The organism is Sphingomonas palmae (assembly GCF_900109565.1).
Lineage (GTDB): Bacteria > Pseudomonadota > Alphaproteobacteria > Sphingomonadales > Sphingomonadaceae > Sphingomonas > Sphingomonas palmae.
The window spans coordinates 272,621-288,101 of sequence record NZ_FNZZ01000002.1 but is presented as its reverse complement, the minus strand read 5'-3'; the positions used below and the strand labels follow the sequence as shown (position 1 = coordinate 288,101).

Below are 15,481 nucleotides of genomic sequence, written 5' to 3'. Positions count from 1 at the left end.
GCTTATTTCCCCGTCTTCGCCCACGCGTTAATCTTCTGCTCCAGCACGGGCATCGGCAGCGCGCCGGTGTCGAGCACCTGCGCGTGGAAGGCGCGGGGATCGAACTTCGCGCCGAGCGTCGCCTTGCTCGATGCCTTCAGCCGCGAGATCGTCAGCTGGCCGAGCTTGTACGCCAGCGCCTGCCCGGGGATCGCGATGTAGCGCTCGACCTCGGCAGTCGCGTCGGTGCGCGCCATCGGAGAGTTGGCGAGCATGTATTCGATCGCCTGGTCGCGCGTCCAACCCTTGGCATGGATGCCGGTGTCGACCACCAGCCGCATCGCGCGCAGCATCTCGTCGCTCAGCCCGCCCATGCGCTGATACGGGTCGGTTTCCATGCCGAGCTCGTTCCACAGCGTCTCTGCGTAGAGGCCCCATCCCTCGGCATAAGCGGTGTTGCCGCCAAAGCGCATGAACGCGGGCAGCGCTGTATTCTCCTGCGCGAGGCTGATCTGGAAGTGATGCCCCGGCACCGCCTCGTGCAGGTACAACGTCTCCATCTCCCACATGTAGCGCGATGGGAGGTCGTAGGTGTTGTAGTAGAACACGCCCGGCCGCGACCCGTCGGGGGTGCCGCCGTTGTAGGAGCCGCCCGCGTCGGTCTTCTCGCGGAAGGCGGGGACGGGGCGGATTTCCAGTTTGGTCTTCGGGATCAGCGAGAATTGCTCACGCACGCGCGCGTCGACGCGGCGACCGATCGCCTCGTAACCGAGCCGCAGCTGCTCGGCCGAGGTCGGCTGGAAGCGCTTGTCGGTGCGCAGATAGGTGAAGAACTCGGGCAGCGTGCCCTTGAACCCGACCTTCGCCTTCTGCACCTCCATCGCCTTGAGGATGCGCGCGACCTCCGACAGGCCGAGCTGATGCACCTCCTCAGCCTTCAACGGCAGCGTGGTGTTCGATTCAATCAGGTAATCGTAGAGCTTGGCGCCGCCGGGCATCGCCGACAGCCCGACGCTGTCGCGCGCGACCGGCAGGTACTCGGTTTCGAGGAAATTGCGTATCCGCTTGTGCGCGGGGTTGATGACGTCGCGGATCTGCTGCGCGTAGGCGGCACGCAGGCGGGTCTGGTCGGCGGCGGAGATGCCGGCGGGAAAGTTCTTGACCGGACCGTAGAAGGTCGAGCCCTCGATGCCCTGTTTGAGCAGATTGTCGAACTGCTCGATCATGTTGCGCACGACCAGCTTGGGCTGGACGATGCCCGCCTTCATGCCCTGACGGAAGCGGACGATCGCCTCGTCCATCAGGTGAGCATATTGCGCGTTGCGTTTCAGGTTGTTGTCATAGTCCGCCACTGTCTTGAACGGCGCCGCACCGACGCCGGAGGCGAAGTCGGGGTAGAAGGCCTGGAAGCCGTAGAAATGGTCGAGCGGACGGACGATCGTCAGCGCGACGATGTCGGGCTGGAGCCCACGAAGCGCGACTTCGGTCTGGTACTTGAACACGTCGTACGCGATCTGGTCGACGTGGGTCAGCTTGGCGCGGTCGATCTGCTTGAGCGCGGCGAGGTCGCGCTCGTTCGCGGCGCGCTCGGCGGCGATCGACGCGTCGGACAGCGGATCGCCGAGCCGGTCGGCGTAGCGCAGGTCGCCGCGCGAGATCGCGTTGATCGGGTTCCGCTTCAGGCTGGCCTCGTCGCTGTCGTAGAACAGCCGCTTGAGCCGCGCGTCCTCCGCGCTGTCGCCCGCCATCGGGGCGGGGGGCGGCAGCGCCTGGGAGAAGGCAGCGCCCGAGCAGGCGAGCAGCAGGGCGGCGGTAACGGCGAAGCGCATGGTAGCTGGTAACCTCTGAGACGATCGAGTTGCTGTCTATGGCGCACCCGTAGCGGCGACAAGCGGTTGTCGCGGGGCGCCGTGATGTGGTGAGAAGCGGGGATGATCTCGCTTCACCCAATCCGCACCGCTCCCCTGCGCACGGTCGCGGCGGCGCTGCTGCTCCTGGTCGGCAGCTGCGCGACGACGCCGGCGACACCTCCGATGGCGGCGACCGACCTCGCGTCCGTGCAGACGCCCGCGGACCTGTACGGCGACTTGTTCGCGGCGGTGCAGACACGGCGCATCTTCCCCGACGGCAAGACCTTCGTCGACGCGGTGGCGAAGCGCCCCGTGCCTGAGATCATGCGCGACTGGCGCGCGGCCGGCGCGATGGATGATGCTGCCTTGCGCGCGTTCGTGCTCGCGAACTTCGACGTGCCGGAAACCGGCAGTGCGCCCGCGCCGGCGAATGGCGGCAAGAGCGCCCGGATGGCGGAGCATATCCGCCGCTTGTGGCCCGTGCTCACCCGCCCGCCGCTCGACCCGGTCGCGGGATCGTCGGCGCTCGCGCTGCCGCGGGCGTACATCGTGCCGGGCGGGCGCTTCCGCGAGATGTATTACTGGGACAGCTATTTCACGATGCTGGGGCTGAAGGCGGACGGCGAGGATGCGCTGGTCGAAAGCATGATCGACGACTTCGTCTCGCTGGTCGAGCGCCACGGTCATGTCCCCAACGGAACGCGGACCTATTATCTCAGCCGCTCGCAGCCGCCGTTCCTGTACGCGATGATGGCGCTGTCGCCGGCGAACGACGCGGGCGTCAAGGCGCGGCGGCTGGCGGCACTCAGGCGCGAGTGGGCGTACTGGACTACGCCGCAGCGCACCGCGGTGATGCCGGACGGTGCCCGGCTACAGCATTACTGGGACGCGCGCGCGACACCGCGTGATGAGTCGTACCGCGAGGATGTCGAGACGGCGCGGGCGAGCGGGCGACCAGTGGCGGAGGTCTATCGCGACCTGCGCGCGGGCGCGGAGAGCGGGTGGGATTACTCCTCGCGCTGGCTGGCCGACGGGCGGACGCTCGCCACCATCGACACGACGCAGATCGTCCCGGCCGATCTCAACAGCCTGTTGTTCGGGCTGGAGCAGGCGATCGCGCGCGGCTGCGCGGACGCGGGCGACAGCGGTTGCTCGCGCGACTTCTCCATGCGGGCGGCGGCGCGGCAGGCGGCGATCGAGCGCTGGCTGTGGGACGAGGCGGGCGATCGCTACGGCGACTATGATCTGCGGCAGAAGCGCCTGCGCGCCGGTGTGACCGCGGCGACGCTCTACCCGCTGTTCGCCGGGCTCGCCTCGCCGGCGCACGGCGCGCGCGTGGCGGTGACGACCGAGCGGTTGCTGCTCGCGCCCGACGGGCTGCGCACGACGACCGTCGATACCGGGCAGCAGTGGGACAAGCCCAACGGCTGGGCGCCGTTGCAGTGGATCGCGGTCGAAGGGCTGGCGCGTTACGGCCGCGACGATCTGGCGCGCGCGGTCGCACGGCGCTTCGTCGCGACCGCGGAGCGCGAGTATCGCGCCTCGGGCAAGCTGCTGGAGAAGTACGACGTCGAGGAGAGCCGCGCAGGTGGTGGCGGCGAGTATCCGACCCAGGACGGGTTCGGCTGGACCAACGGTGTCGTGCGTGCGCTGCAGCAGCGGTACCCGGCGCGGTAAGCTACGGGCCGATCAACTGCGCGCGGTGGCGGGTGACGAGTTCGACCAGCCACGCGCGAAAGGCGCGGACGCGGCGCAGCTGGCGGGTATCGCGGTGTGTAACGAGCCAGAAAGCGCGCGCGATCTCCACCGCGGGCATGACGCGGACGAGGTCGGGATCACCGCCGGCGATGAAGTGCGGCAGCACGCCGACGCCGGCCCCGCTCGCGATCAATCGTGCCTGCGCGTTGATGCTTGAACTGCGCAGGACCGGCGACAGCCCGGCGTCGATCTCGCGCAGGTAGCGCAGCTCGGGCGAGTAGAGCAGGTCGGGGATGTAGCCCACGAGGCGGTGGTCGGCGGCGATCGTTTCGCGCGTCGGCGTGCCGTGGCGATCGAGATAGCCGCGGCTGGCGTAGAGCCGGAGCGTATAGTCGGCGAGCTTGCTGGCGACCACCGGCCCCGCGCTCGGGCGATCGAGCAGCACCGCGAGATCGGCCTCGCGCTTCGACGGCGACAGGAACCCCGAACTCGCCACCAGGTCGATCGTCAGTGCCGGGTGGCGTGCCGCAAAGTCGTACAGGTGTTCGGCGACCAGCCAGGTGCCGAAGCCTTCGGATACGCTGATACGCAGCAGGCCCGACAGCGTGTCGCGGTCACCTTCGGGCGTCTCCCCGATGCGCTCGGACGCGCGCTGCATCGCCTCGACCTGCGCCAGCAGCCGCTCGCCGGCCTCGGTCAGCACCTGACCCTCGCGTGTCTGCTCGAACAAGGTCGCACCCAGCCGCGCCTCCAGCCGGCGCAGGCGCCGCCCGATCGTGGTCGCGTCGACCCCCACCTGCGCGGCGGCGCGCGCGATCTGCCCGGCGCGCGCGATGGCGAGGAAGTCCTGCAGGTCGCCCCAGGGTATCGGCTGCATCATTGCAGGCGAACGTTGCAGATTTGCCGGTTGCCTGCAACGCGCATGAGGCGCAGACGCTCGCTCAAGAAATCAGGAGAGCGCCAATGCGGTTCATCGACCATCACATCGTCGGCCATTCGGGCGGCGCGGGTGCCGGGCGTACGGGCGACGTATACGATCCCAACACCGGCAAGGTGCAGGCGAGCGTCACGCTCGGCACGCAAGCGGACCTCGATCGTGCGATCGCCGCCGCGCAGGCCGCGCAGCCCGCCTGGGCCGCGACCAATCCGCAGCGCCGCGCGCGCGTCATGTTCCGGTTCAAGGAACTGGTCGAGGCGAACATGGACGAGCTGGCGCACTTGCTCTCGTCCGAGCACGGCAAGGTCATCGCCGACGCCAGGGGCGACATTCAGCGCGGGCTGGAGGTGATCGAATTCTGCTGCGGCATCCCGCACGTGCTGAAGGGCGAGTATACGCAGGGCGCCGGGCCGGGCATCGACGTCTACTCGATGCGCCAGCCGCTCGGCATCGGTGCGGGCATCACGCCGTTCAACTTTCCAGCGATGATCCCGCTGTGGATGTCTGGCGTCGCGGTCGCGACGGGCAACGCGTTCATCCTCAAGCCTTCCGAGCGCGATCCGTCGGTGCCGGTGCGTTTGGCCGAGCTGTTCCGCGACGCCGGCTTGCCCGAGGGCATATTGCAGGTCGTGCACGGCGACAAGGAGATGGTCGACGCGATCCTCGATCATCCCGCGATCAGCGCGGTCAGCTTCGTCGGCTCGTCCGACATCGCGCATTACGTCTACCGTCGCGGCGTCGAGGCGGGTAAGCGCGTGCAGGCGATGGGCGGCGCGAAGAACCACGGCATCGTCATGCCCGACGCCGATCTGGATCAGGTCGTCGCCGACCTGTCGGGCGCGGCGTTCGGTTCGGCGGGTGAGCGCTGCATGGCGCTGCCGGTCGTAGTGCCGGTCGGCGATCAGACCGCCGATCGCCTGCGCGAGAAGCTGATCCCCGCGATCGAGGCGCTGCGCGTCGGCGTGTCGACCGACGCGGAGGCACATTACGGCCCCGTCGTGAACGCCGCGCACAAGCAGCGCGTCGAGAACTGGATCCAGACCGGCGTCGACGAGGGCGCGGAGCTGGTCGTCGACGGTCGCGGCTTCACGCTGCAAGGGCACGAGGACGGCTTCTTCGTCGGCCCGACGCTGTTCGATCGCGTGACGACCGACATGAGCGCGTACAAGGAGGAGATCTTCGGCCCCGTGCTCCAGATCGTCCGCGCCAAGACGTTCGAGGACGCGGTGCGGCTGCCGAGCGAGCACCAGTACGGTAACGGCGTCGCGATCTTCACGCGCAACGGCCACGCCGCTCGCGAGTTCGCCGCACGAGTCAACGTCGGCATGGTCGGCATCAACGTGCCGATCCCGGTACCGGTCGCCTACCACACCTTTGGCGGGTGGAAGCGCTCGGCGTTCGGGGACACCAACCAGCACGGCATGGAAGGCGTCAAGTTCTGGACCAAGGTCAAGACGGTGACGCAGCGCTGGCCCGACGGGTTCGGCATGTCGGGCGGCGACCTGCCGCGCGGCAGCGAGGACGGTGGACCCAGCCGCATCCAGGACGCGTTCGTCATCCCGACGATGGGATAAAGGATGAGGCGCGTGATGCGGCGATCGGGCTGGGGGACGATGATGGGCGCGGTGCTGCTGGTGGCCTGCTCTCCCTCGTCCGACGCGGACTATAACGCTGTCCACGTCGACCCCGCCCAGGCACGCGCGCAGGAGCAAATCGATCGCGCGGCGGCCGCGCAGGGACCGCGGGCCGCGGCGCGTAACGGCCTGCCGGTGGCGACCGTGACGCCGACATCGGCGGGCACGCGCAAGCTGCCGCTCGCATTCCAGGGTTACTGGGGCAGGACCCCGGGCGACTGCGCGCTCGCCAATGTCGATGCGCAAGGACGGCTGGCGATCGAGGCCGACCAGTTGCGCTTCTTCCGCCAGCGCGCGCGTGTCGATGCACTCAGCGAACCGTCCGCGAACGAAGTGGTCGCCACCTTGTCGTTCAAGCAGGACGACGCGCGGTGGACGCATTCGACACGCCTGACGCTTGAACAGGGCGGCACACGCTTGCTGCTGGTCGAGCAGGGTGATGCCGGGCGGCCGGGGCAGACGGCAAGGTACCAGCGGTGCTAAACGGCACCAACTCAAACATGATTGAACGATGATGAGCGACACCAACCAGTTTGATTTGACCGAAGACCAGCGCGAGATTCAGGAACTCGCGCGCCGCTTTACCGCCGACCGGATCACGCCGTTCGCGGCCGAGTGGGATGAGAAGTCGCATTATCCGGTCGACGTGTGGAAGGCCGCGGGCGAGCTGGGGTTCGGCGCGATCTATGTCAGCGAAGCGTCGGGTGGCATCGCGCTGGGCCGGCTCGAGGCGGCGCTGGTGATGGAGGCGATGGCCTACGGCTGCCCTGCCACGTCGGCGTTCATCTCGATCCACAACATGGCGGCGTGGATGATCGACCGCTTCGGTTCCGACGACGTGAAGGCGCGTTACCTGCCCGAACTCGTCACGATGGAGAAGATCGCGAGCTACTGCCTGACCGAGCCGGGTTCGGGCTCGGACGCGGCGGCGCTGAAGGCGACCGCGCGACGCGACGGCGACCATTATGTGCTGAACGGTACAAAGCAGTTCATTTCTGGCGCCGGCTACAACGACGTCTACGTCTGCATGGTGCGCACAGGCGAGGAGAAATCGCGCGGCATCAGCGCGATCGTGGTGGAGAAGGGCACGCCCGGCCTGTCGTTCGGTGCGCCCGAGAAGAAGCTGGGTTGGAACGCGTCACCTACCGCGCAGGTGATCTTCGAGGATTGCCGCGTGCCTGCCGCCAACCTGGTCGGCGGCGAGGGTGAGGGGTTCAAGATCGCGATGGCGGGGCTGGACGGCGGGCGGCTCAACATCGGGGCGTGTTCCTTGGGCGGGGCGCAGCGCTGTCTGGACGAGTCGATCCGTTACACCAAGGAACGGCAGCAGTTCGGGCAGCCGGTGGCCGAGTTCCAGAACACCCAGTTCACCCTCGCCGACATGGCGACCGACCTGGAGGCGTCGCGCGCGTTGCTCTACCTCGCCGCTGCCAAGGTGACCGCGAACGCGCCCGACAAGTCGCGCTTCTCCGCGATGGCGAAGCGGCTGGCGACCGATAACGGTTCGTCGATCGTCGACCGCGCGCTGCAGCTGCACGGAGGTTATGGCTACCTGCGCGATTACCCGATCGAGCGCTTCTGGCGCGACCTGCGCGTCCACTCGATCCTGGAGGGCACCAATCAGGTGATGCGGATGATCGTCGGCCGCGATCTGGTGCGCCAGTGATGGAGCACGTCACCGACGACCTGATCGTCGAGACCGCGGGCGCGGTCGGACGCATCCGGCTGAACCGGCCCAAGGCAATCCACGCGCTCAACACCGCGATGTGTGAAGGCGTGCTCGCCGCGCTGGAAGAGTGGCGGACCGACGCGGACGTGCGCGTCGTCACGATCGACCATGCCGAGGGCAGGGGTTTTTGTGCGGGCGGCGACATCCGCATGCTCGCCGAGAGCGGCGCGAAGGATGGGATCGAGGCACGACAGTTCTTCTTCACCGAATACCGCATGAACCACCGGCTGTTCACCTATGCCAAGGACGTGGTCGCGTTCATGGACGGGATCACGATGGGCGGCGGCGTCGGCATCTCGCAGCCGTGCCGATACCGTGTCGCGACCGAGAACACGCGGCTCGCCATGCCGGAGACGGGGATCGGGTTGTTCCCCGACGTGGGCGGCGGCTGGTATCTGTCGCGGCTGCCGGGGCGGATCGGGCAGTATCTCGCGCTGACCGGGCACCGGCTCGATGGTGCGGAATGCCGTGCGCTCGGCCTCGCGACGCATTATCTGCCGGCAAGTGCGCTGGATGAAGCGAAGGCACGGATCTCGGACGGGCCGCAGGCGGTGCTCGATGAGCTGGCGACCGACGCGCCCGAGGCTCGCATTCTCGCCCAGCGCGACGCGATCGACCGGCTGTTCGCGTCCGACCGGCTGGAGGAGGTATTCGCCGCGCTGGAAGCGGACTCGTCCGACTTCGCGCAGACGACGCTCGCCACGCTTCGCACCAAGTCGCCGCAGACGATGAAGGTATCGCTCAAGTTGCTGAAGGACGGCGCAGGCATGGCGACCTTCGCCGATGAGATGCGGCAGGAATATGCGGTCGGCAGCCGCGTGGTGCAGCGGCACGACTTCCTGGAAGGGGTGCGCGCCGTGATCGTCGATAAGGATAACGCGCCCAAGTGGGACCCGGCGACGCCCGAGGGTGTGAGCGACCACGTGATCGACCAGATCTTCGCGCCGCTGCCTGACGCCGAGGCGTGGACGCCGCACGACTGATCGCGCTGTTCGACTGTTTTGAGGGAATTCTGACATGGCCGAGTACGAAACCATCCTGGTCGAGCAGCGCGGGCGCGTGACATTGGTCACGCTCAACCGTCCGCAGGCGCTGAACGCGCTCAACAGCCAGGTGCTCGCCGACCTGCTCGCCGCCTTCGCCGCGTTCGATGCCGACCCGTCGCAGGGTTGCGCGGTGCTGACCGGCAGCGAGAAAGCGTTCGCCGCCGGCGCCGATATCAAGGAAATGCAGGCGCAGGGCTTCGCCGACATGTACGGCGGCAATTTCTTCGGCGGGTACGAGCGGCTGACGCAGACCAGAAAGCCGATCATCGCCGCGGTCGCGGGCTATGCGCTTGGCGGCGGGTGCGAGCTCGCGATGATGTGCGACTTCATCCTGGCGGCGGATACGGCCAAGTTCGGCCAGCCCGAGATCAAGCTGGCGGTGTCGCCCGGCATGGGCGGGTCGCAGCGCCTTACCCGCGCGGTCGGCAAGGCGAAGGCGATGGAAATGTGCCTGACCGGGCGCATGATGGACGCCGCGGAAGCCGAGCGCGCTGGTCTCGTCAGCCGCGTCGTCCCCGCCGCCGAGCTGGTCGAGGAAGCGGTGAAGACCGCGGCGACGATCGCGGGCATGGCGCCGCTCGCCGTCATCGCCAACAAGGAGATGGTCAACGCCGCGTTCGAGACGGGGCTGGCGCAGGGCGTGCAGTTCGAGCGGCGGCTGTTCCACGGCCTGTTCGGCACCGCCGATCAGAAGGAAGGCATGAGCGCCTTCGTCGAGAAGCGCGCAGGAAACTGGTCGGGCAAGTGAGGTGGAACTGATCGCCCTCGCGCTGCCGCTCGCACTCGTGGGCGCGGCGCTGGGGCGATGGACGCGGCTGCACCCGCTGGTGATCGGCGGCGCGATCGGGCTGCTGCCGGGTTTGCTGGGTGCACTGGCGATGGCGGGATTTTTCGCTGGTGGGCCGACGATCCTGATCGTCGGCGGCATGTGTTTCGCGGTCGGTAGTGGGATCGCCGCGCTCGGCGCGTTCGGCGGCTGGCTGCGGCGAATGAATGTGGAGAGGATAAGCTAATGGCACGCGTCGGTTTCATCGGGCTGGGCAACATGGGCGGCGGGATGGCCGCGAACCTGGCGAAGGCGGGGCACGACGTGCGCGCGTTTGACCTGTCAGCCGAGGCGCTCGACAAGGCGAAGGCGGCGGGGTGTCTGCCGGTCGCGTCCGCGCGCGAGGCGGCGGAAGGTGCCGAGGCGATCATCACGATGCTGCCCGCGGGCACGCACGTCGAGCAGGTCTACCGCGACAGCGTGTTCGATGCCGCGCCGCCCTCGGCAGTGCTGATCGATTCGTCGACGATCGACGTCGCGACCGCGCGGCGGGTGGCGGAGGCGGCGACCGCGCGCGGGTTGCTAGCGGTCGATGCGCCAGTGTCAGGCGGGATCGCGGCGGCGAATGCGGGGACGCTGACCTTCATGGTCGGCGGCAGCAACGAGGCCGTCGCCGAGGCCAAGCCGTTTCTCGACGCGATGGCGAAATCGGTGTTTCACGTCGGCGCGAGCGGCGCGGGGCAGGCGGTGAAGATGTGCAACAACCTCGTCCTCGCCTCCACCATGATCGCGACGTGCGAGGCGTTCGCGCTGGCTGAGAAGCTCGGGCTCGACCCGCAGGCGTTCTACGACGTCGGCAGCGTGTCCACCGCGCAGAGCTGGTCGATGACCTCCTACTGCCCGGTGCCGGGTGTCGGGCCCGAGAGCCCGGCCGATCGCGGCTATCAGGGCGGGTTCGCGACCGCGCTGATGCTCAAGGACCTGCGGCTCGCGATGGCGGCTGCGGCGGACGCGGGCGCGGACGTGCCGATGGGAACGCGTGCGAAGGAGCTGTACGAGGCGTTCGCGGACGCGGGCGAGGGCGCGACCGACTTTTCCGGCATCATCAAGACATTCGGGGCGGGTGCGACCGCTGACTGAGGCACGCCCGGATCGGGCATAATCCTCGTTGCGCGGCGCGCGAAACGCGCTATCCTCGTCGGCGGAGAGGATGCCACAACGGCACCGACAGTAAGGGCGAGTACAGGGGATGCCCATCCATCGGGGGGCGGCGGGTGAGCCGTCGCGCGAACGATCGCCGTCGTCCGCTCCGGGCGCGCGGGCGGCACGGCGGCGCAACTCGGCCGACCAGCTGCTCGACGCTGCCAGCGCGCTGATGATCGAGCGCAACTCGGTCCACATCACCTTCGCCGACATCGCCGAACGATCCGGCCTCAACTCCGCGTTGATCCACTACCGCTTCGGCGGCAAGCCGGGGCTGTTCCGCGCGTTGCTGGAGCGCGACGCGGGCGGCGTCTTTCCGCATCTCGACGCGCTTATCGCGTCCGACCGCAGCGCGGCGGAGAAGCTGCGGCTGCACGTTCACGGCGTGATCCGCGTCTACTGGCGCTATCCCTATATCAGCCGGCTAGTGGCGGCGATGACCGCGGACAGCGATTCAGAGAGCGCGCGCTTCCTGGCCGAACGGTTCACGACGCCGATCGCCGCCGCGCACGCCGCGATCCTGGCGCAAGGCGTGGCGGAAGGCGCGTTCCGCCGCGTCGATCCGATGCTGTTCTACTTTACGCTGTTCGGCGCGTGCGAGCATCTGTTCAGCGCGCGCCACTCGCTCTGCTGGTCGTTCGGCGTTGGCGAGATCGACGAGGAATTGAGCCGCCGCTACGCCGATCAGGTCGCCGACACGGTGCTCGGCGGGGTGCTGCTGCGCGCGTGCGGCAACGCGTGATGCGTCAGCGAGTAACGTGTCATAGGGCCCATTCCGCGGTCAGCCAGACCTTTCGCGTGTCGGTTGCGAAGCGGTCGGCGAAATAATCGGCGTAGCGTGCCGACCACGTCACCCCGCCTACCTCTGCGCTGGCGAGCAGGTTGATCTCGTCGCCGTAGCTGCGCACCAGCCGGTCGCTGTCGTAATGGTGCGCGAAGGCGGATAATTCGACGTTGCGCACGCGCCCGAGCGTCGCCCAGCGCGCACCCAGCCCGGCGTAGAGGTCGCGCACGCCGTCCGCGGGCGTCGTCGTGAACTTGTCGGCCCAGCCCTGGAACCCGAACACCGATCCGTACGGCGTCTGCACGCTGGTCAGCGCGCGCCCGTCGTCGGCGCCGAGCACCTCGTAGCCGAGTGTCGCGACCACCGCCTTGCGCGACAGCTTCGCCTCGGCGAGCCAGTAATCGGCGGCATAGTCGTTCGGGTTGCGCGCGTAGTTGCTCTGATGCGCGTAGCTGAGCGCGTAGTCGACCGCGTAGCCGCCGCCGAGCGCGCGCTTGCCCGCCAGCCGCATGCCGTAGGTCTGGCTCGACAGGCGATAGCCTTGGTACGCGGCCTCTTCGGCGTCGATCAGATAGGCGAAGCCGGTCAGCATGCCGACCGGCGAGGCATAGCCGAGCAGCGCGAACACGCTGTCGCCACCGATCGAGCGCGGTCGCGCGCCGCGTCCGTCGATGCCGTTGATCGGGCGTACGTTCCAAACGTAGCTGAGATCGAGCGTCAGCTTGGGCGCGAGCGTTGCCTGCACGCGCGCGGCATCGAAGGTCTGCGCGTTCTGCCGGAACTTCGCCGCGCCGACGAAGCGCTGGTCAAGGAGCGCAAGGTACTGGCGACCCGCAGTAACCGTGATGCGGTCGGGTACGGCGTAGGAGAGCTGCGCGCGGTTCAGCTCGATGTTCTGCGGATCGGCGATCGTCGGTCGCCCGGTGTCGCCCTCCAAACCGTCGAAATAGGCCGTGCCGATCGCGAGCGTGCCCTCGCTCTCAATCAGCGCGGAGAGGCGATCGTAGCGCGCCTCGACGCCGGCGCGCGCGCGCAGCGTGACCGCGTCGGAGCGGCGCGGCAGGCCATCCTGCTCGACGCCCTCGTAGCGCAGCCGCGCCTCCGCGAGCGATTCGAGCGTCACCGTCTGCGCGGCGGCGCTGCCCGCGACCGCCAGCGACGTGGCGAGCGCGGATAAAAGATAACGCTGCATGATCACCCCTTTGCGGGGCGCCAATGCGACGGGCGCGGGGTCGCGCGCAACCCCGCGCCAGCCCAAAGGTCAGGCGGGCGCGCCGGTGATCGTCTTCACTTCCATGAAGTCGGCGAGGCCGTATTTTCCGTTCTCGCGCCCGTTGCCCGACTGCTTGTAGCCGCCAAAGGGCGCGGCAATGTCGGGCGACCAGCTGTTGATGGTGACCAGACCGGCGCGCAGGCGACCCGCGACCTTCGCCGCCTCTGCCGGATCGCCCGAGATCGTCGCCGACAGGCCATATTCGGTATCGTTCGCGATCCGCACGCCCTCGTCGATCCCGTCGTAGCTGGTGATCGTGGCGACGGGCCCGAAGGTCTCTTCCTGCGCGATGCGCATGTCGGGGGTCACGTCGGTGAACAAAGTCGGCTGAATGAAGAAGCCCGAGTTGCGCCCGTCGGGGCGGCCGGGGCCACCGGTGACGAGCGTCGCGCCCTCGTCGATCGCCGACTGGATCAGCGCCTGTATCTTCTCATACTGCGCCTTGTTGACGACCGGGCCGATATGCTGGCCCTCGTCCATCGGGTTGCCGACTTGGGTCTGCTCCATCATCGACTTCACGATAGCGGTCGCCTGCTCGACCTGGCTCTTGTGCACGAGCAGGCGGGTGGGGGCGATGCAGCTCTGCCCCGAATTGGCGAGCACGCCCGCCACCGTGGGCGGCAGTACCTTGCCGAGGTCTGCGCCCTCCAGCACCAGGTTCGCGGCCTTTCCGCCCAGTTCCTGATGCACGCGCTTGACCGTTGCCGCTGCCGCCTGCGCGACCGCGATGCCGGCGCGGGTCGATCCGGTGAAGCTGATCATGTCGACGCCGCGGTGCGCGCTGAGCGCCGCGCCGACGCCGGCTCCGTCGCCGTTGACGAGGTTGAACACGCCCGCGGGGACGCCTGCCGCGTGCATGATCTCGGCGAGGATGACGGCGCAGCCCGGCGCCTCCTCGCTCGGTTTCAGGATCATCGTGTCGCCGGCGGCGAGCGCGGGCGCGACCTTGGCGCAGATCTGGTTGAGCGGCCAGTTCCACGGCGTGATCATCGCGACAACACCGAGCGGTTCGTGGACGACACGCGCCTTGCCGATCGTCTCCTCAAACGAGAAGCTGTCGAGCGCCTTTAGCGTCGCGGCGAAGTGGCCGAGCCCGGTCGGCGCCTGCGCGGCCATTGCGAGACCGATCGGCGCACCCATCTCCTGCGCCATCGCGCGGGCGAGATCGGGAATGCGCGTCTTGTACTCGGCAATGATGCGGGTGAGCACCGCCTTGCGCTCGTCGACGCTCGTCTGCGACCAGGTCTCGAACGCAGCGCGCGCCGCCGCTACCGCGCGGTCGACGTCGGCGGGAGTGCCGAGCGTGATCTCGGTGCAGGGCTGCTCGGTCGCGGGATTGATCACCTGATAGGTGCGGCCACCATCGCTGTCGACCCATTCGCCGTTGATGTAATGCTTGAGGTAGCTCTGCATCGCGCTCTCCACCGCTGTTTTCCGTTCGGATTGGCATGGGTGATGGCGCGCGCTCCGACCGGTTGCAAGGCGAAACGTGACGGGCGGCGTCAGCGCCGCGGCGTGCCGCCCTGGCACGGTTCGGCAGCCGCTTAAGCAGCGGGCGCGGGCGAGGGCGGCATTAACCCTCTTTGCGGGTGGTCTCGTTCACCCGCGCGCGTGCAAGGCCGGCGGCACACGAAGGAGTCGTCCATGCGCAAGTTCCTGCCTTTCCTAGCTCTCGCGCTGAGCGCCCCCGCCGCGGCGCAGGGGAGCGGACCGTTCACGATTCAGGAGAGCGGGCAGTCGTTCGGCACGCTCGACGAGGCATTGATGGCGGTGCGCGGGCAGGATGCGACCGTGGTGATCGCGCCGGGTACCTATCGCGAATGCGCGGTGCAGCAGGCCGGGCACATCACGTTCAAGGCTGCGCGGGCGGGTGCGGTGATCTTCGACGGGACGACGTGCGAGGGCAAGGCGGCGCTGGTGCTGCGGGGCGAGGGCTCGGCGGTCGACGGCATCGTGTTCCGCAACATGCGCGTCGACGACGGCAATGGCGCGGGCATCCGCATCGAGCTGGGCGATCTGACCGTCACCAACTCCATGTTCCTCGACAGCCAGGAAGGCATCCTGGGCGCGACCGACCAGCCGACGCGGATCCGCATCGATCATTCGACCTTCGCGGGGCTGGGCCAGTGCGACGAGACGCCCGATTGCGCGCACTCGGTCTATCTCGGCACGCACGGCAGCGTGACGATCACCAACTCGCGCTTCGAGCGCGGGCGCGGCGGGCATTACGTGAAGATCCGCGCGCCGCGCGTGTCGATCACCAACAACAGCTTCGACGACACGGCTGGCCGCAAGACCAATTACATGATCGACCTGCCCGAGGGTGGGACCGGGCGCATCGCCGACAACGTGTTCGTGCAAGGCACGCACAAGGAGAATTGGTCGGGCATGATCGTCGTCGCGGCGGAAGCGCACAATTTCTCCTCCGCGGGGCTGCAGGTGGAGGGCAATACCGCCTCGCTGGCGCCGGGACAGGACAAGCAGCCCTCCTTCGTCGCCAACGCGAGCGGCGATCGGCTGGCGATCGGGCAGAACCGGCTCGGCGCGGGGATCAAGCCGTACGAGACGCGCTGACGCGTCAA

14 protein-coding genes are annotated in these 15,481 nt (G+C 68.4%); 10 read left to right on the top strand and 4 right to left on the bottom strand.

The window, feature by feature from the left end; all coding sequences use genetic code 11:
• Window positions 1-2 precede the first annotated feature (2 nt).
• Window positions 3-1,808 (bottom strand): DUF885 domain-containing protein, encoded by a 1,806-nt coding sequence (locus BMW51_RS05890; RefSeq protein ID WP_093004354.1) that lies wholly within the window; start codon window positions 1,806-1,808, stop codon window positions 3-5.
• 102 nt (window positions 1,809-1,910) lie between these two features.
• On the opposite strand from BMW51_RS05890, the gene treF reads away from it, so the two are divergent.
• Window positions 1,911-3,506 carry an alpha,alpha-trehalase TreF gene (gene treF / locus BMW51_RS05885; protein ID WP_093004352.1) on the top strand — a complete coding sequence of 532 codons (1,596 nt, stop codon included), beginning with the start codon at window positions 1,911-1,913 and terminating at the stop codon, window positions 3,504-3,506.
• A gap of 1 nt (window position 3,507) precedes the next feature.
• Here treF and BMW51_RS05880 read toward each other — a convergent pair whose 3' ends face one another.
• Window positions 3,508-4,404: a LysR family transcriptional regulator gene (locus BMW51_RS05880; RefSeq protein WP_093005074.1), complete on the bottom strand. Its 897-nt coding sequence runs from the start codon at window positions 4,402-4,404 to the stop codon at window positions 3,508-3,510.
• A gap of 86 nt (window positions 4,405-4,490) precedes the next feature.
• On the opposite strand from BMW51_RS05880, the gene BMW51_RS05875 reads away from it, so the two are divergent.
• From BMW51_RS05875 to BMW51_RS05840, 8 genes are all read left to right on the top strand, one after another.
• Window positions 4,491-6,038, top strand: coding sequence for a CoA-acylating methylmalonate-semialdehyde dehydrogenase (locus BMW51_RS05875; protein ID WP_093004350.1), 1,548 nt, complete (start codon window positions 4,491-4,493; stop codon window positions 6,036-6,038).
• A gap of 3 nt (window positions 6,039-6,041) precedes the next feature.
• Window positions 6,042-6,581, top strand: a complete 540-nt coding sequence (locus tag BMW51_RS05870; RefSeq protein WP_093004348.1) for a hypothetical protein — start codon at window positions 6,042-6,044, stop codon at window positions 6,579-6,581.
• Window positions 6,582-6,609: 28 nt separating this feature from the next.
• Window positions 6,610-7,764 (top strand): acyl-CoA dehydrogenase family protein, encoded by a 1,155-nt coding sequence (locus tag BMW51_RS05865; RefSeq protein ID WP_177171554.1) that lies wholly within the window; start codon window positions 6,610-6,612, stop codon window positions 7,762-7,764.
• Window positions 7,764-8,810: an enoyl-CoA hydratase/isomerase family protein gene (locus tag BMW51_RS05860; protein WP_093004346.1), complete on the top strand. Its 1,047-nt coding sequence runs from the start codon at window positions 7,764-7,766 to the stop codon at window positions 8,808-8,810. Before BMW51_RS05865 ends, BMW51_RS05860 begins: the two co-directional genes overlap by 1 nt.
• Before the next feature lie 34 nt (window positions 8,811-8,844).
• Window positions 8,845-9,621: an enoyl-CoA hydratase gene (locus BMW51_RS05855; protein WP_093004344.1), complete on the top strand. Its 777-nt coding sequence runs from the start codon at window positions 8,845-8,847 to the stop codon at window positions 9,619-9,621.
• Window position 9,622: 1 nt separating this feature from the next.
• A complete protein-coding gene (locus BMW51_RS05850; RefSeq protein ID WP_093004342.1) occupies window positions 9,623-9,886 on the top strand; it encodes a hypothetical protein in 264 nt (87 codons plus the stop codon).
• The gene (gene mmsB / locus BMW51_RS05845) at window positions 9,886-10,779 is read left to right on the top strand and encodes a 3-hydroxyisobutyrate dehydrogenase (protein WP_093004340.1); all 894 of its coding nucleotides are present in this window, start codon (window positions 9,886-9,888) and stop codon (window positions 10,777-10,779) included. Before BMW51_RS05850 ends, mmsB begins: the two co-directional genes overlap by 1 nt.
• Before the next feature lie 109 nt (window positions 10,780-10,888).
• The gene (locus BMW51_RS05840) at window positions 10,889-11,584 is read left to right on the top strand and encodes a TetR family transcriptional regulator (protein WP_093004338.1); all 696 of its coding nucleotides are present in this window, start codon (window positions 10,889-10,891) and stop codon (window positions 11,582-11,584) included.
• A gap of 19 nt (window positions 11,585-11,603) precedes the next feature.
• On the opposite strand, the gene BMW51_RS05835 is transcribed toward BMW51_RS05840, so the two are convergent.
• A complete protein-coding gene (locus BMW51_RS05835) occupies window positions 11,604-12,818 on the bottom strand; it encodes an alginate export family protein (RefSeq protein WP_093005070.1) in 1,215 nt (404 codons plus the stop codon).
• A gap of 69 nt (window positions 12,819-12,887) precedes the next feature.
• Window positions 12,888-14,312 carry an aldehyde dehydrogenase family protein gene (locus BMW51_RS05830; protein WP_093005068.1) on the bottom strand — a complete coding sequence of 475 codons (1,425 nt, stop codon included), beginning with the start codon at window positions 14,310-14,312 and terminating at the stop codon, window positions 12,888-12,890.
• A gap of 231 nt (window positions 14,313-14,543) precedes the next feature.
• Here BMW51_RS05830 and BMW51_RS05825 point away from each other — a divergent pair, with 231 nt between their 5' ends.
• Window positions 14,544-15,473 carry a right-handed parallel beta-helix repeat-containing protein gene (locus BMW51_RS05825; protein ID WP_093004336.1) on the top strand — a complete coding sequence of 310 codons (930 nt, stop codon included), beginning with the start codon at window positions 14,544-14,546 and terminating at the stop codon, window positions 15,471-15,473.
• Window positions 15,474-15,481 lie beyond the last annotated feature (8 nt).